The sequence below is a fragment of the Mycobacterium sp. genome, assembly GCF_035633495.1.
Lineage (GTDB): Bacteria > Actinomycetota > Actinomycetes > Mycobacteriales > Mycobacteriaceae > Mycobacterium.
The window spans coordinates 1-20,043 of record NZ_DASQEU010000008.1; the positions used below are offsets into that span (position 1 = coordinate 1).

Annotated in this window: 22 protein-coding genes, 1 tRNA gene and 1 pseudogene; 15 read left to right on the forward strand and 9 right to left on the reverse strand. The window is 67.4% G+C overall.

Annotation, left to right across the window (positions count from 1 at the left end):
* Positions 1-53: 53 nt before the first annotated feature.
* From VET27_RS01115 to VET27_RS01125, 3 genes are all read right to left on the reverse strand, one after another.
* Positions 54-1,490 carry a neutral zinc metallopeptidase gene (locus VET27_RS01115; protein WP_526514542.1) on the reverse strand — a complete coding sequence of 479 codons (1,437 nt, stop codon included), beginning with the start codon at positions 1,488-1,490 and terminating at the stop codon, positions 54-56.
* A 123-nt stretch (positions 1,491-1,613) separates the two neighbouring features.
* Positions 1,614-3,512 (reverse strand): ATP-dependent DNA helicase, encoded by a 1,899-nt coding sequence (locus VET27_RS01120; protein WP_526514543.1) that lies wholly within the window; start codon positions 3,510-3,512, stop codon positions 1,614-1,616.
* A gap of 84 nt (positions 3,513-3,596) precedes the next feature.
* Complete coding sequence (locus tag VET27_RS01125) at positions 3,597-4,958, reverse strand: nicotinate phosphoribosyltransferase (RefSeq protein WP_526514544.1); 1,362 nt, start codon at positions 4,956-4,958, stop codon at positions 3,597-3,599.
* Here VET27_RS01125 and clpS point away from each other — a divergent pair.
* The 12 genes from clpS (at position 4,957) to VET27_RS01185 (ending at position 12,485) form a co-directional block, all read left to right on the forward strand.
* A complete protein-coding gene (clpS, locus tag VET27_RS01130; RefSeq protein ID WP_526514545.1) occupies positions 4,957-5,259 on the forward strand; it encodes an ATP-dependent Clp protease adapter ClpS in 303 nt (100 codons plus the stop codon). The two genes, VET27_RS01125 and clpS, sit on opposite strands and share 2 nt — an antisense overlap.
* An 18-nt stretch (positions 5,260-5,277) precedes the next feature.
* Positions 5,278-5,859 carry an oxidative stress transcriptional regulator AosR gene (gene aosR, locus VET27_RS01135; RefSeq protein ID WP_526514546.1) on the forward strand — a complete coding sequence of 194 codons (582 nt, stop codon included), beginning with the start codon at positions 5,278-5,280 and terminating at the stop codon, positions 5,857-5,859.
* An 82-nt stretch (positions 5,860-5,941) separates the two neighbouring features.
* Positions 5,942-6,994 carry a P1 family peptidase gene (locus VET27_RS01140; protein ID WP_526514547.1) on the forward strand — a complete coding sequence of 351 codons (1,053 nt, stop codon included), beginning with the start codon at positions 5,942-5,944 and terminating at the stop codon, positions 6,992-6,994.
* The gene (locus VET27_RS01145) at positions 6,988-7,401 is read left to right on the forward strand and encodes a M67 family metallopeptidase (RefSeq protein WP_526514548.1); all 414 of its coding nucleotides are present in this window, start codon (positions 6,988-6,990) and stop codon (positions 7,399-7,401) included. Before VET27_RS01140 ends, VET27_RS01145 begins: the two co-directional genes overlap by 7 nt.
* Before the next feature lie 20 nt (positions 7,402-7,421).
* Positions 7,422-7,694, forward strand: a complete 273-nt coding sequence (locus tag VET27_RS01150; RefSeq protein WP_526514549.1) for a MoaD/ThiS family protein — start codon at positions 7,422-7,424, stop codon at positions 7,692-7,694.
* A 2-nt stretch (positions 7,695-7,696) separates the two neighbouring features.
* A complete protein-coding gene (locus VET27_RS01155) occupies positions 7,697-8,677 on the forward strand; it encodes a PLP-dependent cysteine synthase family protein (protein WP_526514550.1) in 981 nt (326 codons plus the stop codon).
* A complete protein-coding gene (locus VET27_RS01160; protein WP_526514551.1) occupies positions 8,668-9,333 on the forward strand; it encodes a rhomboid family intramembrane serine protease in 666 nt (221 codons plus the stop codon). The genes VET27_RS01155 and VET27_RS01160 overlap by 10 nt, the downstream gene beginning before the upstream one ends.
* A 171-nt stretch (positions 9,334-9,504) precedes the next feature.
* Entirely contained in the window at positions 9,505-10,278 is a 774-nt protein-coding gene (locus tag VET27_RS01165) for a cyclic nucleotide-degrading phosphodiesterase (RefSeq protein WP_526514552.1), read from the forward strand.
* 30 nt (positions 10,279-10,308) lie between these two features.
* Positions 10,309-11,091 (forward strand): ribonuclease PH, encoded by a 783-nt coding sequence (rph, locus tag VET27_RS01170; RefSeq protein ID WP_526514553.1) that lies wholly within the window; start codon positions 10,309-10,311, stop codon positions 11,089-11,091.
* Positions 11,088-11,687, forward strand: a complete 600-nt coding sequence (rdgB, locus tag VET27_RS01175; protein WP_526514562.1) for an RdgB/HAM1 family non-canonical purine NTP pyrophosphatase — start codon at positions 11,088-11,090, stop codon at positions 11,685-11,687. Before rph ends, rdgB begins: the two co-directional genes overlap by 4 nt.
* Before the next feature lie 149 nt (positions 11,688-11,836).
* Positions 11,837-12,031: a hypothetical protein gene (locus tag VET27_RS01180; protein WP_526514554.1), complete on the forward strand. Its 195-nt coding sequence runs from the start codon at positions 11,837-11,839 to the stop codon at positions 12,029-12,031.
* 178 nt (positions 12,032-12,209) lie between these two features.
* Positions 12,210-12,485 (forward strand): hypothetical protein, encoded by a 276-nt coding sequence (locus VET27_RS01185; RefSeq protein ID WP_526514555.1) that lies wholly within the window; start codon positions 12,210-12,212, stop codon positions 12,483-12,485.
* A 395-nt stretch (positions 12,486-12,880) separates the two neighbouring features.
* On the opposite strand, the gene VET27_RS01190 is transcribed toward VET27_RS01185, so the two are convergent.
* Both VET27_RS01190 and VET27_RS01195 read right to left on the reverse strand, forming a co-directional pair.
* Positions 12,881-13,192: a DUF3817 domain-containing protein gene (locus VET27_RS01190; protein WP_526514563.1), complete on the reverse strand. Its 312-nt coding sequence runs from the start codon at positions 13,190-13,192 to the stop codon at positions 12,881-12,883.
* Positions 13,193-13,269: 77 nt separating this feature from the next.
* Entirely contained in the window at positions 13,270-13,656 is a 387-nt protein-coding gene (locus tag VET27_RS01195) for a hypothetical protein (RefSeq protein ID WP_526514556.1), read from the reverse strand.
* Positions 13,657-14,502: 846 nt separating this feature from the next.
* On the opposite strand from VET27_RS01195, the gene VET27_RS01200 reads away from it, so the two are divergent.
* Positions 14,503-14,588 (forward strand) — tRNA-Leu (locus tag VET27_RS01200).
* A gap of 501 nt (positions 14,589-15,089) precedes the next feature.
* Here VET27_RS01200 and VET27_RS01205 read toward each other — a convergent pair.
* Positions 15,090-16,538: a multicopper oxidase family protein gene (locus VET27_RS01205; RefSeq protein ID WP_526514557.1), complete on the reverse strand. Its 1,449-nt coding sequence runs from the start codon at positions 16,536-16,538 to the stop codon at positions 15,090-15,092.
* Positions 16,539-16,647: 109 nt separating this feature from the next.
* Here VET27_RS01205 and VET27_RS01210 point away from each other — a divergent pair, with 109 nt between their 5' ends.
* On the forward strand, positions 16,648-17,247 hold the full coding sequence (locus tag VET27_RS01210; protein WP_526514558.1) for a DJ-1/PfpI family protein: 600 nt from the start codon (positions 16,648-16,650) through the stop codon (positions 17,245-17,247).
* A 77-nt stretch (positions 17,248-17,324) separates the two neighbouring features.
* Positions 17,325-17,510: pseudogene (locus VET27_RS01215) on the forward strand (LLM class F420-dependent oxidoreductase); the annotation flags it as partial.
* Between the two features lie 92 nt (positions 17,511-17,602).
* Here VET27_RS01215 and VET27_RS01220 read toward each other — a convergent pair.
* The 3 genes from VET27_RS01220 to VET27_RS01230 all read right to left on the reverse strand — a co-directional run.
* Positions 17,603-18,772 (reverse strand): cation:proton antiporter, encoded by a 1,170-nt coding sequence (locus VET27_RS01220; protein ID WP_526514559.1) that lies wholly within the window; start codon positions 18,770-18,772, stop codon positions 17,603-17,605.
* 1 nt (position 18,773) lies between these two features.
* Positions 18,774-19,286, reverse strand: coding sequence for a thiamine pyrophosphate-dependent enzyme (locus VET27_RS01225; protein WP_526514560.1), 513 nt, complete (start codon positions 19,284-19,286; stop codon positions 18,774-18,776).
* Between the two features lie 70 nt (positions 19,287-19,356).
* Positions 19,357-20,043, reverse strand: a 687-nt coding sequence (locus VET27_RS01230; protein ID WP_526514561.1) for a thiamine pyrophosphate-binding protein, incomplete at its 5' end; no start/stop codon positions are given.

Genomic DNA, 20,043 nt, shown 5'->3' on the forward strand with positions numbered 1-20,043 from the left:
AACTGTCGCTCAGCGAACCTTCGCGCGCCGAAATCGCAAGGGGGCAGGGAGGGTCAGTCGAAGCGCTTGAAGCAGCGGTCCTGGTCGCCGAGTACGCCCACCCGGAACGCATCGATGCGCGAGAAGCCCGACGGCACCGAATCCCCGTTGACGTCGCTGGCGACCAGGCCGTTGACGAGGATGCCCGACACCGCCTCGTCGACATCGCCGGCCGTGAGCGCGATGGTGTCACCGCCCGGGGTGGTGATGTTCTTGGTCATCTTGACCGTCGCGACACCAGTCAGGCATGCGGTGCGCAATGCGGCCTCGGCGTTGTCGAGTGCGACTCCGCCGTGTTCGTTCTGGATCGACTGCATGAATCGTGACACCACCACGGAGTAGGCCGTGTTGTCGCCCGTGACGACGCCGTTGACATCGGCGCTCTGAGCGCCGAGTTCCTGGAGCGCAGACAGGTCGACCGTGATGGTGTTGGTCGCCGGGCAGTACGACGCCGGACCGCCCGAGCGGGCGTCGGGGCAGTCGACCTCGGCGAAGCTGAGCTGCGGCGGGTTGGCGGGCGTGAAGACGACGTTCATCGCGTCGACGATGGACTGCACCGACTGTTCGGTGACCAGCAGCTCGCCCGTCTGGTCGTCGGGCAGCAGCAGCGGCAGATCGCCCCGGCGCTGTTTGATCTCTTCGAGGTCGATCGCCGCGCACGACGCCGCGCCGTCGGTGAACCCGAACTGGAATGCCGACACCCGCTCGAACGCCGAACCGTGCTCGTCCTCACCGACCTCGAGGTCGCTCTCGTTGAGCAGTGGGTCGCGGAACGCGATCACCGCCGCGAGCAGGTTGTTCAGACCGTCGGCGGTGCTGAGCGTGAACCGAGGGGAATTGCCCTCGGCGACCCAGCGCATGTAAACGCCCGCCAGGCAGTCGGCCTGTTGCTCACCGACGATGGTCGGCGTCTGCTCGGTCACCATCTCCGACTGGTGCTGAACGGAGTGCCCGTATTCGTGGGCCAGCACCATGGTGACCGCCATGTCGCCGTTGGCGTCGCGCAGCTGCGGCAGCAGTTCGCCGCGATCCCATCCGATGGTGTTGTCGTCGAAGCAGTAGCCCGCGTTGACGAGTCCGAGGACGCTGTCGCCGCAGAAGTCGACGTCGTCGTAATCGGTGGAGTCCCAGGAGATGAGCTCCTTCACCGGGGTGAATTCACCGTTGAACGTCTCGCCGTAGTGCGCTGCCCAGAACTCCTCGATGTCGCTCACCGCGCTGGCCGCGAGCTCGTCGATCTGACCGCCGTCGGTGTTCTCGACGTCGCGCGACGGGCTTTCGGCGTCATCGCGCAGCCCTGTGGGACCGTTGACGGCGGGCATGCCAGCCACGCTGAAGGGGTCCGCGAACACCGAAACCGGGGTGCCCTGCAGCGTCGTCGCGCACGACGTGAGAAGGAGCATGGGGACGGCGAGTCCTATTACGCTGCCCACGAGGTGCCGTCGCTTCATCGACGCCGCCCTTTCGGTTCGCCCGGCGGCCGGGACGGCACGCACGTGAAGTTCAAGGCCAGGATAGTGAATGCGGAGCACCCCAATCCCAACTTTCGTGCCGCGGGGGCTCCGACCTGCGACTCAGTCCGCCCGCAGGCGCTCCAGCGCTCGCCGGACCTGGCTGGAGTCGGTGGTCGCCCAGAACGGCGGCAGCGAGGCTCGCAGGAAGCCGGCGTAGCGCGCAGTGGCCATCCGTGAGTCGAGGACGGCGACGACGCCCCGGTCGTCGACGTGGCGCAGCAGTCGTCCGGCGCCCTGGGCGAGGAGCAGCGCAGCGTGGCTGGCCGCCACGGCCATGAACCCGTTGCCACCCTGTGCGGCCACCGCGCGCTGCCGAGCCGTGACGAGCGGATCGTCGGGGCGGGGAAATGGGATGCGGTCGATCAGCACCAGACTCAGCGACGGTCCTGGCACGTCGACGCCCTGCCACAGCGACAGCGTGCCGAAGAGTGTCGTCTCGTCGTCCTCGGCGAATCGACGGACCAACGCCGACGTGGTGTCCTCGCCCTGGCAGAGGACCGGTGTGTCGAGGCGGCCGCGCATCGCCTCGGCCGTTGCCTTCGCGGCGCGCATCGACGAGAACAGCCCCAGCGTCCGGCCACCGGCTGCGGTGATGAGGCACTCGATCTCGTCGAGCTGTTCGGCCGACCCGGTGCCGTCGCGTCCCGGCGGCGGCAGGTGGGCTGCGACGTAGAGGATGCCCGACTTGGCGTGCGCGAAGGGTGATCCGACGTCGATGCCCTTCCACCCGGCCGCCTCGTCGCCGGTTGACGTGAGCCCCCAGGCCCGTGCCATCGCGTCGAAGTTTCCGCCGATCGTGAGGGTCGCGGAGGTGAGGATCACCGTTCCCTGGTCGAACAGCCTGTTGCGCAGCAGGTTCGCGACCGACAGAGGCGCGACCCGCAAGATTGCACGTTTGTTGCCTCTAGTCTCCTCGTGGTCCAACCACACCACGTCGCTGCGGTCGGGGATCGCCGGGCCGTACGACGACAAGATGCGCGACGCGGTGTCGCTCACGTCGTTCAAGGCCGTCACCGCCTCGTTGCGGGCCGCCGCGGCCCTTGGATCGCTGGGAGCGGTGTCGATGGCCGAGCGGACCTTCTCGGCCGAGTCCCGCAATACGGTGAGGTAGGTGGACATCTCCTCGTCGAGGACGTCCTTTCGTCCCGGCTCCGCGTCGTACATGGCCGACGAAAACGTGGCGGTCGCCGCTTCGAACCGTTGGGCGAGTTCGGGATCGACGAGCCGGGACGCTCGGCGGAGAGCGACGCCGAGCATGGTCGCCGACAGCTCGCCGGTGGCCACGCTCGTCACCCGGTCGACGAGTTCGTGGGCTTCGTCGACGACGAGGAGTTCGTGCTCGGGCAGCACGTTGACGTCGGAGATCGCGTCGATGGCCAACAACGCGTGGTTGGTGACGACGACGTCGGCAGTGCCTGCGCGGCCGCGCGCCTTCTCGGCGAAGCAGTCGGTGCCGAAGGGGCAGCGCGCCGCCCCGAGACACTCCCTGGCGGACACGCTGACCTGGCTCCAAGACCGGTCGGCGACACCGGGCACCACCTCGTCGCGATCGCCGGTCTCAGTGTCCGACGCCCACTCGGTGAGGCGCTTCACGTCGCGCCCCAACGCCGTCGTCGCCACGGCGTCGAACAGCTCATCCTGGGGCACGTCCTGGGTGGACTCGGCTGCACCGTTGTGAATCTTGTTCAGACACAGATAGTTTGCGCGACCCTTGAGGAGCGCGAACTCGGGACGGCGCGGCACTTCGCCGGTCAGGGCGTCGGCCAGCCGCGGAAGGTCGCGGTCGAACAACTGACGTTGCAGCGCGATGGTCGCCGTCGAGATCACCACCGGTTCGGCCCGTTCCATGGCTCGCTTGATGGCAGGCACCAGATAGGCCAGCGACTTCCCGGTCCCGGTGCCTGCCTGGACGGCGAGGTGCTCGCCGGTCTCGAAGGCATGATCGACTGCCTCAGCCATCTCGATCTGGCCGCTGCGTTCCGTACCGCCGAGTGCGGCAACGGCCTTGTCCAGCAGCTCTCTGACGCCGCCCGTGTCTCCTCCTCAGGCCTGGCGCGTGGCGTCGACCATGCGGGTGGGAATCGCGGGCTCGCCGCGGGAGAGCTTCAACCCGTCCCACGGCAGGCTGTGCAGGCCTGCCGCGACACGATCGCGGGCCGACGCCAGATCGACGTCGGCGACCGTCTCGCCGGCACGCACCAGCGGGCGGGCCAGTGTGGTGGCGACCAGTCCCGGGGTCGCCGCAGGTGGTCGGTCCGCCAGGTGCACGATCTCCTCGACGACGGTGCCGGTCGACTTGGCCAGCCGGTGGGCCTGCTTGCGGCCGCCGTGAGACTCCTTGTGGCTGCTGCGCTTCGCGACCGGAACGCCGTCGACCTCGACGAGTTTGTAGACCATGCCCGCCGTCGGCGCGCCCGACCCCGTCACGAGGGACGTGCCGACCCCGTAGGAGTCGACGGGCTCGGCGCGTAGAGCCGCGATCGCGAATTCGTCGAGGTCGCTGGTGACGACGATGCGCGTGTTCGATGCTCCCAACTCGTCGAGCTGATCGCGGACCTGCCGGGCGAGCACGCCCAGGTCGCCGGAGTCGATGCGCACGGCGCCCAATTCGGGGCCCGCGACGGCGACGGCGTTGGCCACGCCGGTGGTGATGTCGTAGGTGTCGACGAGCAGCGTGGTCCCGACGCCGAGGGCGTCGACCTGCGCCCGGAACGCCGCCTGTTCGTCGGGCCCGTCGGGGGAGGTGTGCAGCAGCGTGAACGCGTGGGCACTGGTCCCCAGCGCGGGGACGCCGTACCGCCGCTGTGCCTCGAGGTTCGACGAACCCGTGAAGCCGGCGATGTAGGCGGCGCGGGCGGCGGCGACGGCCGACAACTCGTGGGTGCGCCGCGAGCCCATCTCGATCAGGGGCCGCCCCTCGGCCGCGCTGACCATGCGAGCCGCGGCCGAGGCGATCGCACAGTCGTGGTTGAAGATGGACAGCGCCAAGGTCTCCAACAGCACGCATTCGGCGAACGTGCCGTGCACCGACAGCACGGGGGAGCCGGGAAAGTACAGCTCGCCTTCGGCGTAGCCGTCGACGTCGCCGGTGAAACGGTAATCGGCCAGGTACGCCATGGTTTCGGCGTCCAGGAAGTCTGCGAGCAGCGCGAGATCGGCGTCGTCGAATCTGAACTGCGGCAAGGCATCCAGGAACCGGCCGGTGCCTGCGACGATGCCGTAGCGCCGCCCGTCGGGAAGTCGGCGCGCGAATACCTCGAACGTGGTCCGCTTGTGGGCGGTGCCATCAGGGAGTGCTGCCGCGAGCATCGTCAGCTCGTACTTGTCGGTGAGCAGAGCCACTGTCACACGCCAACCGTAGCCGTTCGGACCGTCGGCGAGGCCGGTGTCTATCCTTGGCGACATGGTGACGCCAGCGCGAACCCAGCCAGGGACTCGCGAGGAAACTGATGTGGAGACCGTCGAGGCCACCGACAGTCCTTGGGTGACCCTGGTCTGGGACGATCCGGTGAACCTGATGTCGTACGTGACCTACGTGTTCCAGAAGCTCTTCGGCTACAGCGAGCAGCACGCCAACAAGCTGATGCTCCAGGTGCACGAGGAGGGCAAGGCCGTGGTCTCGGCGGGCAGTCGGGAGTCCATGGAAGTCGACGTGACCAAACTGCATGCAGCGGGCCTCTGGGCCACGATGCAGCAGGATCGCTGAGCCTCGGGAGTACATGGCGTGCGCAAGTGGAAGCGTGTGGAAACCGCTGAGGGTGCACGCTTTCGGTCGTCCCTCGCAGCGCACGAGGCGACGTTGCTGCAGAGCTTGGTCAACTCGCTGATGGACATGCTGGTCGACCGCGAGAACTCTTCGCCCACAGACGAACTCGAAGAGCTTACCGGGATGCGGACCGGGCATTCGCAACCGCCGGACGATGACACGATGTTGCGCTTGCTGCCCGACTTCTTTCGGCCGCAGCACGACCATCCTGCCGGTTCACATACCGGCGAGAGTCTCAACAGTGCACTCCGCAGCTTGCACGAGCCCGAGATCATCGACGCGAAACGACATGCAGGCCAACGACTGTTGGCCACGCTGCCACCGGCTGGTGGAAGGTTCGAGATCACCGAGGACGACGCGCGGTGTTGGGCCGCGTGCGTCAACGACATCCGGCTGGCGCTGGGCACGATGCTCGAGATCGGCCCGGACGGGCCCGACCATCTGCCCGCCGAGCATCCGATGGCTGGGCACCTCGACGTGTATCAGTGGCTGACCGTGCTGCAGGAGTACCTGGTGCTCGGGCTGATGGGCAAGAGGTGATCACCGCACCAGTGCGCGATTTCGGCGCGCAAACAGTCGCTGAGCGAACGAAATCGCGCCGAAATCGCGGGGAGACGCGGACGTGACGGGCTCGATCACCGACGTGTCGGGCATCCTCGTCGGCAACCATCATCGGCTAGACCCCCACGCGACGTTGGGCACGGGCTGGGCTTGCGGCACCACCGTCGTCCTGACCCCGCCGGGCACCACCGGTGCCGTCGACGTGCGCGGCGGCGCGCCAGGCACCAGGGAGACCGATCTCCTCGACCCGGCCAATAGCGTGCGTTACGTCGACGCCGTGGTGTTGACGGGTGGCAGCGCATACGGACTCGCCGCCGCCGACGGTGTCATGCAATGGCTCGAGCAGCACGACCGCGGCGTGGTGATGGACGGCGGGCTGGTCCCGATCGTGCCCGCCGCGGTGATCTTCGACCTGCCGGTCGGCGGCTGGCAATGCCGGCCGACGGCGGAGTTCGGCTTCGCCGCCGCCGACGGGGCAGGCGTCGAGGTGGCGGTCGGCAACGTCGGCGCCGGCGTCGGTGCGCGGGCGGGCGTGCTGAAGGGCGGCCTCGGCACGGCGTCGGTGACCCTCGACGACATCGGCGTGACCGTCGGTGCCATCGTGGCGGTCAATTCCGCGGGCAACGTCGCCGATCCGCAGACCGGGTTGCCATGGATGGCCGACCTCGTCGCGGCGCTGGGACTGACCGCACCGCCTGCCGATGAGGTCGCGGCCTTCGCCGAACGCGACACCGAGTTGTCGCCGCTGAACACCACCATCGCCGTCGTCGCCACCGACGCGGCGCTCAGCAAGGCGGCCTGCAAGCGGGTCGCCGTCGCCGCTCAGGACGGCTTGGCGCGCACCATCCGGCCTGCGCACACCCCGCTGGACGGTGACACCGTCTTCGTGCTGTCGACCGGTGCGGTCGAGATCGCGCCGGCATCCGACACCCCGGCGGCGTTGTCCCCGGAGACGAAGTTGACGACGGCCGTCGGGGCGGCCGCCGCCGACTGTCTGGCCCGCGCGGTGATGGTCGGGGCGCTGGCCGCCGAAACGGTGGCCGGAATACCCAGCTACCGAAGCATGTTGCCCGGAGCGTTAGCGAACGTGGAAGGGACCGGCTTGACGTGCTGACGATTCAACGCGACCTGGTCGAGGCCATGGTCGGCCATGCGCGGGCCGATCACCCCGACGAGGCATGTGGAGTGATCGCCGGTCCCGAGGCATCTGACCGACCGGAGCGCTTCGTCGCGATGGACAACGCCGAGCGGTCGCCGACGTTCTACCGCTTCGACTCGGGCGAACAGCTGAAGGTGTGGCGGGCGATGGACGACGCCGACGAGGTGCCGGTGGTCATCTACCACTCCCACACCGCGACCGAGGCGTACCCCAGCCGTACCGACATCAGCTACGCGTCCGAACCGGACGCGCACTACGTCGTCGTCTCGACGCGCGACGCAGAAGAGCACGAACTGCGCAGCTACCGCATCGTCGATGGCGTCGTCACCGAGGAACCCGTCACCATCGTCGACCAGTACTAGAGCCAGAAGAGAGCCAGCCCATGAGCGTGACCGTTTCGATCCCGACCATTCTGCGCACCCACACCGGAGGCGAGAAGCGCGTGAGCGCCACCGGCGACACACTGCAGGCGGTCATCACCGACCTCGAAGCGAACTACTCGGGCATCACCGAGCGCATCGTCGACGGCGACAAGCTGCACCGTTTCGTCAACGTCTACGTCAACGACGAGGACGTGCGGTTCTCGGGCGGACTGGCGACGGAGATCTCCGACGGAGACTCGGTGACGATCCTGCCCGCCGTTGCGGGAGGCTGAGATTGGCGCGCTACGAATCGCTGCTCGACGCACTGGGCAACACGCCGCTGGTGGGGTTGCAGAAGCTCTCGCCGCAATGGAACGACCCCGTCGATGGCGCCGGCACCCCGCACGTGCGCTTGTGGGCCAAGCTCGAAGACCGTAACCCGACGGGCTCCATCAAGGACCGGCCCGCTCTGCGGATGATCGAGCAGGCCGAGCGTGACGGGCTGCTGGTACCGGGGTCGACGATCATGGAGCCGACGAGCGGCAACACCGGGATCTCGATGGCGATGGCCGCGCTGATCAAGGGCTACCGCATGGTCTGCGTGATGCCGGAGAACACCTCGATCGAGCGGCGCCAGCTGTTGGAGTTGTACGGCGCGAAGATCATCTACTCGCCCGCCGAGGGTGGTTCGAACACCGCAGTGGCGATGGCCAAGCGGCTGGCCGACGAGCATCCCGAGTGGGTGATGCTCTACCAGTACGGCAACCCCGCCAACGCCGCCGCGCACTACGAGGGCACCGGGCCGGAGATCCTCGCCGACCTGCCGGAGATCACCCACTTCGTCGCGGGCCTCGGCACCACCGGCACGCTGATGGGCACCGGGCGATATCTGCGCGAACACGTACCCGGTGTCCAGATCGTCGCCGCCGAGCCGCGCTACGGCGAAGGTGTCTACGCCTTGCGCAACATCGACGAGGGCTTCGTCCCCGAGCTGTACGACCCCGACGTGCTGACGACGCGCTATTCGGTCGGTTCGTTCGATTCCGTCAGGCGCACCCGCGAACTGGTTCAGGTCGAGGGCATCTTCGCGGGCATCTCGACCGGGGCGATCCTGCACGCGGCGCTCGGCATGGCGGCAAAGGCGCGCAAGGCAGGCGAGCGCGCCGACATCGCGTTCATCGTGTGCGACGCCGGATGGAAGTATCTGTCGACCGGCGCTTACGCCGGTAGCCTCGATGATGCGGAGGATGCATTGGAAGGGCAGCTATGGGCATGAGCGGAGCAGGTCTCGCGCCGACACCTGCCGAGAAGAAGCGGCCGGGCTGGATGATCGGCGGCGCCACGATCGTCAGCTTCGTCGCACTTCTCTACGTCATCGAGGCCGTCGATCAGGTGTCGGGAAGTCGACTGGAGCAAGACGGCATCCGGCCGCTCGAGGTGGACGGGCTGTGGGGCGTTCTCTGGGCGCCGTTGTTGCACGCGAACTGGGCGCACCTGATCGCGAACACCATTCCGGCGTTGGTGCTCGGCTTCCTCGTGTCGCTGGCCGGGATGTCCCGGTTCATCTACGCCACCGTGATCGTGTGGATCCTCGGGGGGCTGGGTACCTGGCTCATCGGTAACCTCGGCGCTCCGAATGGCGTGGAGACCAACCACATCGGAGCCTCCGGACTGATCTTCGGCTGGCTGACGTTCCTGATCGTGTTCGGGTTCTTCACCCGCCACGCGTGGCAGATCGTCGTCGGGATCGTCGTCTTCTTCGTGTACGGCGGTGTCCTGTGGGGCGCGCTGCCCGGCACGTTCGGGGTGTCCTGGCAGGGGCATCTGTGCGGTGGCATCGCCGGCGTCGTCGCCGCGTACCTGCTGTCCGGACCCGAACGCAAGGTCCGGGCGAGGCGCAGGATCGGAACCACGCCGCAGCTGTCGATCTGAGCGCTCGTCCCGCTCTGCTGAACTGAGGCGTGCGCCACATTCGGCCCGTGCCCGAGGCTCCGTCGCGCTAGGCGTCGTCCCAGGTAATGAGTCACTTAATGACCAGTTCGTGAAACTCGCCGCGGAATGCGGTGATGTTTTCGTCACACGCTCATCGGGCATGGCAAGCTAATGGTCGTGCGAATCACCGTACTGGGCTGTTCCGGTAGCGTCACCGGGCCAGATTCGCCTGCTTCGGGCTACCTGGTAACGGCTCCTGACACTCCTCCGCTTGCCGTCGACTTCGGCGGCGGCGTGCTAGGCGCCCTTCAGCGGTACGCCGATCCGGGCACCGTGAACGTCCTACTTTCGCACCTTCACGCCGACCACTGCCTGGACCTACCCGGGCTGTTCGTGTGGCGCCGCTACCACCCGTCGCCCCCTGAGGGCCGCGCATTGATGTTCGGCCCGGCCGACACCTGGGCGCGGCTGGGGGCGGCGTCCTCGCCCGAAGGCGGCGAGATCGACGACTTCTCCGACATCTTCGACATCCACCAGTGGGTGGACAAGGAAGCGGTGCAGATCGGCGCGCTGACCGTGTTGCCCCGCCTAGTGTGCCACCCCACGGAGTCCTACGGGATGCGCTTCACCGATTCCTTAGGGGCGACTCTCGTCTACAGCGGCGACACCGGCTACTGCCCCCAGCTGATCGAACTCGCTAGCGGCGCTGACGTGTTTCTGTGCGAGGCGTCGTGGACGGATTCCCCGGACCGGCCACCCCGACTGCATCTCTCGGGTGCCGAGGCGGGCCGCGCCGCCGCCAAGGCCGGCGTGCACGAACTGCTGCTGACCCACATCCCGCCGTGGACGTCGCGCGAGGACGTCATCAGCGAGGCCAAGGCCGAGTTCGACGGGCCGGTGCACGCCGTCGTGTGCAACGAGACCTTCGAGGTCGTGGCGCACTAGGTCGTCGCCTCCACCCGTTAGGGTTGGCGGGTGTCCAGACGAGAAGACGGACGGCTCGACGACGAGTTGCGACCGGTAGTCATCACCCGCGGCTTCACCAAGCATCCGGCCGGATCCGTGCTGGTCGAGTTCGGTCAGACCCGCGTCATGTGTACGGCCAGCGTCACCGAAGGCGTGCCACGCTGGCGCAAGGGCTCGGGCCAGGGCTGGCTGACCGCCGAGTACGCGATGTTGCCCGCCGCCACCCACACCCGTTCTGACCGCGAATCGGTCAGGGGCAAGGTCGGCGGGCGCACCCAGGAGATCAGCCGTCTCGTCGGACGGTCGCTGAGGGCGTGCATCGATCTCGGCGCACTGGGTGAGAACACGATCGCCATCGACTGCGACGTCCTCCAAGCCGATGGTGGTACCCGCACCGCGGCCATCACCGGCGCCTACGTGGCGCTCGCGGACGCGGTGACCTATCTGTCCGCCGCGGGGCGGTTGTCGGATCCGCGACCACTGTCGTGTGCGATCGCCGCGGTGTCCGTCGGCGTGGTCGACGGACGCGTGCGAACGGACCTGCCCTACGAAGAGGATTCGCGCGCCGAGGTCGACATGAACGTCGTCGCCACCGACACCGGAACCTTGGTCGAGATCCAGGGCACCGGGGAGGGCGCGACGTTCCCGCGGTCGACGCTCGACAAGATGCTCGACGCCGCCCTAGCCGCGTGCGATCAGCTGTTCGTCGTTCAGCGCGAAGCGCTCGAGTTGCCGTACCCGGGGGAGTTGCCGGAGCCGACGTCGCCGCCCAAGAAGGCGTTCGGAAGCTGACCGATCTCCTGGTTGCCAGCCGCAACCCCAAGAAGCTCGCCGAACTGCGCCGCGTGCTCGACGGGGCAGGCGTGTCCGGGCTGCGCCTGCTGTCCCTCGACGACGTCGCTCCGTTCGACGAAGCCCCCGAGACGGGCGCGACGTTCGAGGAGAACGCCTTGGCCAAGGCGCGCGACGCCTTCCGTGCGACCGGCTTGGCGGCGGTCGCCGATGATTCCGGACTCGCGGTCGATGCCCTCAATGGAATGCCCGGCGTGCTCTCAGCGCGGTGGGCGGGCGCACAGGGCGATGACGTGGCGAATCTTCAACTGCTCCTTGGTCAACTGGGTGACGTTCCCGACGAGCGGCGCGGCGCGGCGTTCGTGTCGGCGTGTGCGCTGGTGTCATCGGTCGGGGAGATCGTCGCTCGGGGGGAGTGGGCGGGAAGCGTTGCGCGGGAGCCGCGCGGCTCCGGCGGATTCGGGTACGACCCGGTCTTCGTGCCGTGCGATTCGGCGCTGTCGGCGGCCGAGTTGACCTCGGACGAAAAGGACGCGGCGTCGCACCGCGGTCGAGCATTGGCGACGTTATTGCCTGCGCTGCGGATGCTTGTTTGATCTTCACGTCCGCAGTTCCGACTGTGCAATTTCATGCGCGACTCGCCGGGTGGAGCGGATGAAATTGCACACTCGCGCAGCCTCGGTCGAGCTCGTCGGCCACATACCGGACCGTCGACCCATACTCGTAGCCAACGAGGAGGCTCACGATGACAATCAGCCTGTCGAGCGATTCAATGGTTTTCGATTTTCCCGTCGTCGACCCCGCGGCGAGCCTGCAGGTGTCGTTTCAGCGCACGTTGCGAGTGCCCGACGACGGCAAACAGTATGGTCTGCCGCCCGGGCTTGGATCGTTCCCGCCGCATCCGGTCGAGGACCTGCCGGCCGACCGCGTGTCCGACTAGTGGCGCCGCCGCGGTGGCGTGGTGATGCCGATGTGGCAGGCCGAGGCGTGCTGGCTGGACTTCTCCGTGTGGACGCGGTACCCGTTCCTGATGAAGGTGGGCTGCGGCGGCATCAACGCCGTGACGGGGTGGCCCGTTCACGTCGGAGCCGGACTTCGAGGCCGAGGACTACTTCGAGGTGCCGGCCCAACCGTGGCTCGAGGGCTTCTGTACCGACAGGGGCAAGGTGCGTCAGTTCGTCGCCATGCCGTTGCACCTCGGCTACACCGTCGAGGAGCAGCTCACGGGCAAGGTCGAACACGGTGGTATTCAGCTGGTCGTGATCCCGTTGAAGTCGGAGGTGTACCAGGAACGCGAGGAGGCGCTGCGCAAAGCCGTCGCCCTGCGACGGGCACAGTACGGGATGACGACGGCCTCACCTGCGCATTGCCCGCGTGCCCGATGCCCGAGCTAGCACTGGCCAGCTCCCTGCGGAAGGTGCGGGCGGGTCCATCACACAGTCGATCGAGACCCCCGTCGAGCCGCATGAAGACTGGGAACTGGGCAGCGCGTCAAGGCTTTCCGTACACCTGGCCAACAGCGCCGCATGGTTCGCGATAAACGGCGAGCAGCCCCCGACACTGCCTCCGACGGCCGCGGACTACACGCGATCTGGGATGCCGTGGTTCGACTGGTACGACGACAGCTTCGCGCGGCCGGGCTCGTCGGTGTTGTCGAAGGTGAAGAGCGTGTTCGAATTCGGCCAGGGTCGCGGGGAGGAGCCGCTTCCGGAGAACGAGTCGTTCGACCCGCCCGAGCCCGCGGTGCTGGGGCGCCCGCCCGCCCGCCGAAGCGGCGCTCTAAGGGGCGCTAAAGATGATAGGTGGCCTTGAGCTTCTTGGTCTGGAAGTGCTCGACGATGATGCCGAGCAGTGGGATGGTGCCGGCAAGCAGCACGCCGATCGTCTTGCCGATCGGCCAGCGCACCTTCACGGCCAGGTTAGCGGTGAAGAGCAGGTAGACGAAGTACACCCAGCCGTGTATCGGGGCGATCCAGTCGTACCAGCTCGGCGGATCTTCGACCTTGACGACGTACTTCATGACCATCTCGTAGCACAGCGCGATGAGCCAGATGCCCGTCGCCCACGCCATCACGCGGTACCCCTTCAGTGCTTTGCGGATCGCTTCCCGCGGGGTGGTCTGGGGCGCCGGGTCACTGGCTGCCGGTGCGTCGCTGGGTGCTTCGGGATCGGGACTGCTCACGTGGTGGTCCTGTCGTCGGTGTCGGCTGGTCCGTCGGCGCTGGCGAGCTCGGCCAGGTAGGCGTTGTACTCGCGCAGCGTCGGGTCGTCGTCGGGTCGCGTTGCCGCCTTAGGACGTTCGGGCAGCAGGCCCGCAGGGATCTCGGTGACCGCGTCATGCTTCGCGGGCTCCGGCGGCGACTCTTCGTAGCGGACGAACTTGTAGTAGGCGTACAAGCAGAAGCCCGCGAACATGGGCCACTGCAGGGCGTAGCCGAGATTCTGGAAGGAGCCCGACGCCGACTCGTAGCGTGCCCACTGCCACCAGGCCAACCCCAGGCAGCCCGCGGCGGCGACGGTGACCAGCAAGATCAGCGCTGGTCTCCTACGCCGTGTAGTGGACATTCGTCCACGGTACCGCGACGGTCTTCGCCCCGATGAACGTGTCGGGGCGGGCCGTACCTGCCTTGCGGTAGGTGGAGACGATGTACCTGGTCGACCTTGTCCAGGGGATGTCGAGTGGTCAAGAGCGGCGGTGAACAGGCCGAGGATGTCCTCCGATCGGTTCGAGAAGTGGTACCGGATGCTCCTGACGCCGCGGTCATTCGCGACGACGCGGCAGCCGTCGCTGTGGATCAGGCCGAGGACGAACTCTTCTCCTGCCTGGTCGACGAGGGCCTGCTTCCACGGCTCGAGCGCGATCCGTCTATGGTGTTTCGGCCCGGTCCGTGCTGCGGAAGAGGCAGGGCCAGTGCTTCGAACACTGCGAGACGTCTGGGCCCGGCCGGGACGCTGCGTAACGGCCGCGTGTTGCCTGGGCATCAGCGCGTCGATCGCTTCGCGGCAGCGGGCGATGATGGCGGGGTATTGCGTATCGCACGTGACACGCAGACGCCAGATTCGGCCGAGCCGCGAGATGCAACCGTCTCCGAGGTACATGCCGTGCAGGTATGGAGTACCCGGCTGCGGGCAGCGCGGCGAAGCCGTGATCGATTCCACATGCCGAGGAGCCAGTCGGGATTCTCGGTAGGACATGCGGTCGGCGCCGCCAGTCTGTCGCACCGCCGAACGTGGCATCCCCGTTTGTCGCGAAATGGCGCAGTCGTTCATGCCCGACGCGATGAGCATCCGCACCTCCTTCAACTCCTCGGCAGACCGCATCCCTGAGCCTCCTTGCCGCCGCGTTATCTCCAAGCGTAGGAGAGTCTCCGACAAATTGAGGCGCGACTGAAGCGGTACGATTGCCACCCTGCGGGCGTGATGGAACGGCAGACATGCCGGCTTTAGGTGCCGGTGCTCGAAAGAGCGTGTGGGTTCGAATCCCACCGCCCGCACCAGCGTGACGGGTCGTGATGCGTCGCTTGCAAAGCTGCGTGCCCGCAGCTCAGACACGAAAGCATCGATCATCGGAGCGGATCGAGATCGTCCGTGGTGTCAGCTGCTAGTGAGGCGAGGTCGTCGCGCAACTCGGGGTCGGACCGGGAATGATCCAACACTTGCAGTAGTTCTGCCCGCGTCAGCCAGCGGGGGCACTGGGGCGCGCGCCGAATGTGTCGTCACGCAGATCGCGGGACGCGACCTCAGGCATGCTGCGACGGCAGCACTTTCGTTAGCGGTCGACGCCATGTTCTGCGCTCGAACACGATCGCGGCCTTGGCCGCGAGAATAGTGTGACCACGAAACCCGTTGCGGCTCAGCCACTCTCCTAAGCAGGTGGCGGGCCAGGTGGCGGACCCTGCGCCAACGACCACCGGAGGTTGCGGTTCCTGGATGGGATGCAGTTCGGTCTGCGCGCTGAATGGGGGAAGCGCCCCCGGCGCGCGCCAGTGACGGGGTGGCTAGGTGTAGGCGAAGTAGACCGCCATGCCCGACTCGAGGTGATAGGTGTTGTGGCAGTGGTCGATCCACTTGCCGGGATTGTCGGTGTCGAAGACGGTGTCCACCGCCGCCAGCGGCGGGACGAGGACGGTGTCCTTGCGTGGGCCGGGGCGTCCGGCCTGCATGACCTGGAACGTGTGCCCGTGCAGGTGCATGGGATGGAACATCTTGGAATCGTTGATGTAGCGGATCTGTACTCGCTGCCCCGGCTTGACCGCAATGCCCTCCTTGGTCGGGTCGTACACCTCGCCGTTGATCGTCCAGGTGTAGGGCTGGATCGGACCGCCCAGCCGCAACTCGACGGTTTGGTCCGGGTTGCGTTGCGGCAGGATGACATCCGGGGCGGGCGTGAGCGTCGCAGTGTCAAGGGTCACGCCACCGCGCAACGTGGTGAGGAATTCGGCGACGTTCACATTGCTCGCCGTCCCGTCCACCCGCAAGTTCAATTGCGCGTAACCGTCCTTCTTCTCGGCGGCGGCGACGATCGGTGCCGAGGAGTTGGCGGTGACTGTTGCGTCCACCCTTTCGCCCATGCCGAGGATGACGGAGTCGGTCTGCTTCGGCTCGACCGGGAAGCCATCGGTGTGGGTCACCGTCATCGGGGTGCCCGGCACGCCGACCCGAAAGGCCGTGTCGGACCCGGCGTTGATGATTCGCAGCCGAACCCGTTGGCCGGCGCGGTAATCCTTCACCATCGGATCCGTGGTGACGCGACCGTTGATCAGGTAGTAGGGATAGTTGACGTCACCGCCGTCCTCGCCGATCGGCGACGTCGGCGTGACGCCCGCACCTGGACCCATCGGACCCATCGGGGCCATCCCGGTCCGTCGAAGTTGCTCGAAGACCTGATCGGGGTTCCTGCCGGTGCCGTCCACCCAGTCGTCGAGCACCAGCACGAGTTCGTCGTCGTAATCAACGCGCTCATCGGGATCCTCGATGATCAGCGGCCCATACAGCCCGCGATCGAGTTGCGTGCCGACGTGCGAATGGAACCAGTAGGTCCCGGCGTCGGGCACGACGAAGCGGTAGTCGAACATCTGCCCCGGCGGGGTCGCCTGCTGCGTCAGCGGCGGTACCCCGTCCATGGGATTGGGAATCGCCAAGCCGTGCCAGTGCACCGAGGTGTCGGCTCCCTGCAACTCGTTGGTGAGGGTAGCCCGCAACTCCTCGCCCTTGCGTAACCGGATCTCCTTCGCCGGCACCTGCCCGCCGTAGGCCCACGTCTGCACGTTGACCCCGCCGAGGTCTATGTCGGTCGCGCTGGCGTTCAGCGCGACGTCGAGTACCTTGCCATCTGCGCCGGCCGAGGTCGGCGGTGATTGCTCAACCGTCGGTGACGCGCATGCTGCGGACATCCCCGCAGCTGCTCCGATCGCGGAGAGCACCAGAAATTCGCGCCGGTCGATCATCGACCCAGTCTTTCATCGTCGCCTCCTGCGGTACCAGAATCTTGCGAGAATCTCGCTCCAGGAGTTCGAAGGGCCACATCGACCAGGGTGCATGCCGCACGCTGAACCCATGCGAATCGAGATTCTGGTATTCGACGGGTTCGACGCGCTGGACGTCGTCGCGCCCTGGGAGGTGTTCGCTAGGGCCGCCGCGATCGGTCCCGGCCTCGAGGTGGCACTGGTCCGCATGGGCGGTCCGAACGCGGTCTTCGCGGCGAACGGGTTGCAAGTGCACGTCGCCGAGGAACTAGGCACGCCGGACGCGGTGCTCGTGCCCGGTGGCAGCTGGGTAGAGGCAGCGGACACCGGTGTCTCTCGGGAGATTCGCCGCGGTATGTTGCCCCGTGCCATCGCGGATCTATCGACCTCGGTTCGCTGGGTCGCCTCCGTGTGCACGGGCTCGCTTCTGCTCGGGGCGGCCGGGATTCTGCGCGATCGCAACGCCACGTCCAATCACGCTGCATTGGAGGAACTTTCGCAGTACGGCGCGATTGTGAGGAAGAACCGCGTTGTCGACGATGGAAACGTAGTGACATCAGGCGGGGTGACCGCCGGCATCGACATGGCGCTCTGGCTGGTCGAACGCGAACTTGACGCCGAGACCGCCCACGCGGTGGCCCGGGCGATCGCGTACCCGGTGCCGTCGGACGTATGGCGGGAACCCGACTAGCCTCGTGTCGATCGGAATGCCTCCCTTGCAGCTCGTAGTTGCGCTGGTCGGGTTTTGCCATCAGGGAGGTCGGCGGTATGCAGGTTGGAGTGGTGTTCCCTCAGACGGAACTGGGTGGCGACGTTGGTGCGGTGCGCGCCTACGCCGAGTGAGTCGAGGATCTGGATTATCGACACGTGCTGGCGTTCGACCACGTCGTCGGCGCCGACCCGAAGACTCACCAGGGCTGGAACGGCCCCTACGACGTGCACACCACGGACCACTTCAGACGAAGCGACAGTCACCGTCACTGGCGACGGCGCTGACTTCATCCTCAGGCGGCTGCTGGACCGGGCCAGAATCAGCACCGAGTCGCTTACCGGCATCCGCCGACGACGCCAGCAGTTTCAGCGCGAGCGAGGGGAATACCAGCACCGACACGAGGCCCGCGGCCACCAGTGCGGCTGCGGTGGCCCGTTCGAGCAGGCCCATCGATGCCGATCGGTGCGATGGTCAGCAGGAAGGGCAGCGAGGTCGCCTGCAACGCACGACACCCGAGGGGCTCCGACCGGGAAAGGTCACCCCGGAACGCCAGCACGGGCAGTCCGCGGACGACTAGCAGCGCGGCGACCAGCAACGGCACCCCGGCAAGCGCCGACGGATTGTCCACCAAGCCGCTGACATCGAGCGTCACACCGCTGGTGACGAAGAACACCGGGATCAGCAGGCCGAAGCCGACTGCCTCCAACTTCACGGGGTAGTGCGGATGGGAAATCTCCGGCTCGGGATCGAGCGTGCGCATCATCACTCCGGCCAGGAACGCGCCGAGGATCGCCTCGAAGCCCAGACTGGCCGCGGCAAGTGCGACGCCCGCGACGAGCAGGACGGTGAGCCGGATGCGGATTTGCGCGCTGGTGTCGGCGAGCCGGTCGACCAGCGCCGCAACTCGCCCGACGTGCTCCGCGCCTACGACGACCGCTCCGACGACTGCCAACAGCACGACCAGAAGCCCTAGCAACACTAATCGGCCGGCAAGCGGGGTGTCCGAGCCGGCCACGCCAAGCGAGAGCGCAACCACCGCGGCCATCTCACCGGCTGATGCGCAGGCAACGGCGATCGTGCCCACCCTTGTGTGCAGCGCGCCGGCGTCGGCCAGCACTGGGATGACCAACCCCAGCGACGTCGCCAGCAGGGCGATCGCGATCAACATCCCGCCGCGCATCCCGGTGGCGGCGAATGCCAGTCCCGCGACGGCGGCCAACACCATCGAACCGCCCAACGCGATCAGCACCCTGCTCCCCATCCGACCGCGGAATCGGCGTACGTCGACCTCGAAGCCTGCCAGAAACAGCAGAAACGACAGTCCGAGGACGGACAGTGCCCGAATGATCCCGTCGGGATGCACCCACCCGAGCAGCGACGGGCCGACCAGCACACCGGCCACGATCTCCGCCAGCGCGCCGGGTACCGGCACGCGCGGTAGTAACCCGAGCAACAGCGGTATCGCCGCCGCGACGGCCAGCACGATCACCAGATCGGTTGACACGTCACACCAGCTCGGGGTCGCAGTGCAGATGCAGCAGAACCGGACCGTCGGCGGCGAACAGCTCCCGCATGCCGTCGTCGACCTCGTCGGTGGTGCGTGCCGAGATCCCGGTCGCGCCACAACTGCGGGCGAACTCGGCGAAGTCCGGGTTGACCAGCGAGGTCTGCCACACGGGAAGTTGACCGGCGAGCTGCTCCTTGCTGATCTTGCCCAACGAGGCATTGTCGAGCAGGACGTGCTTGATGGGGATTGCGTACTTCACCGCGGTCGTCACCTCGGCCAGGTATTGCCCGAAGCCTCCGTCGCCGGTAACCGCGACGATCGTTCGGGTGGGCTCGGCTGCCCAGGCGCCGATGGCTGCGGGGTAGCCGAAGCCGATGGACCCGAGATAGCCGCTCATCAACACCGGTTGCCCGGAGCTCTCGAAGTAGCGGCCGAACGAGTAGGCGTGGTTGCCGACGTCGACGCTGATCACCGCGTCGGCGGGGCAGTGCTCCGTGAGTGCGGCGAACACCTTGGCCGATCCGATCCATCGTCCGCGGTCGTCGGCGGTCCGGCGCAGCTTCTCGGCGCGCCACAGCCGATCATCCCTGGTGTGTCGTCGATTTGGACGATCGGCTCGTAGGTGGCGATGCCGGTGTGGTTGGAGACGATGCGCCGACGACGACGAGCAGATCCGATTCGTTCATCAGCCATGATGCGACTGGTGTGCCCGACCGGCCGAGGACACCCGCGCCCAGCGGGTGATCGTCGGGTACCAGGCCCTTGGCCCGGAACGTGGTGAGGACCGGAGCGCCGAGTCGTTCCGCGAGGTCGATCAAGGCGCCGCGGGCGCGCCGGGCACCCTGGCCGACGACGAACACCGGTCGGCGCGCCGCACCCAGCAGCACCGCCGCTGCGACAACCGCTGGGGAGCCGCGACGGTGAGGGCTTCGGGCATCCGGAAGCACGGGAGCTGCCGACGACGGCTGGACCTGTACCTCGTCGGGCAGCACGAGGTGTGCCACTCCTCGGGCGTCGACGGCGTGTTTGACGGCCTCGGCGGCCAGCTCCGCGTGATCGGAGTCGGCCTGCACGGTGACGGTCGACACGGCAACGTCGGCGAACACCGTGGTCAGGTCGAGATCCTGAAATGCACCCTTACCCCGCACATTCGACGGCACCTGTCCGGAGATGGCCAGCACCGGCGCGCCGTCGAGACGGGCGTCGTACAGGCGGTTGAGCAGGTTGGTCGACCCCGGGCCCGCGATGGCGAAGCATGCCGCCGGTCG

Excerpts from the sequence above, each read along its gene's own strand:
- VET27_RS01210 (WP_526514558.1), top strand. The coding sequence starts at position 16,648 with ATGCGAATCGAGATTCTGGTATTCGACGGGTTCGACGCGCTGGACGTC.
- VET27_RS01120 (WP_526514543.1), bottom strand. The coding sequence starts at position 3,512 with ATGGCTGAGGCAGTCGATCATGCCTTCGAGACCGGCGAGCACCTCGCC.
- VET27_RS01180 (WP_526514554.1), top strand. The coding sequence starts at position 11,837 with ATGACAATCAGCCTGTCGAGCGATTCAATGGTTTTCGATTTTCCCGTC.
- clpS (WP_526514545.1), top strand. The coding sequence starts at position 4,957 with ATGGTGACGCCAGCGCGAACCCAGCCAGGGACTCGCGAGGAAACTGAT.
- VET27_RS01150 (WP_526514549.1), top strand. The coding sequence starts at position 7,422 with ATGAGCGTGACCGTTTCGATCCCGACCATTCTGCGCACCCACACCGGA.
- VET27_RS01195 (WP_526514556.1), bottom strand. The coding sequence starts at position 13,656 with ATGTCCACTACACGGCGTAGGAGACCAGCGCTGATCTTGCTGGTCACC.
- VET27_RS01165 (WP_526514552.1), top strand. The coding sequence starts at position 9,505 with ATGGTCGTGCGAATCACCGTACTGGGCTGTTCCGGTAGCGTCACCGGG.
- VET27_RS01160 (WP_526514551.1), top strand. The coding sequence starts at position 8,668 with ATGGGCATGAGCGGAGCAGGTCTCGCGCCGACACCTGCCGAGAAGAAG.
- VET27_RS01125 (WP_526514544.1), bottom strand. The coding sequence starts at position 4,958 with ATGTCGCCAAGGATAGACACCGGCCTCGCCGACGGTCCGAACGGCTAC.
- VET27_RS01205 (WP_526514557.1), bottom strand. The coding sequence starts at position 16,538 with ATGATCGACCGGCGCGAATTTCTGGTGCTCTCCGCGATCGGAGCAGCT.
- VET27_RS01115 (WP_526514542.1), bottom strand. The coding sequence starts at position 1,490 with ATGAAGCGACGGCACCTCGTGGGCAGCGTAATAGGACTCGCCGTCCCC.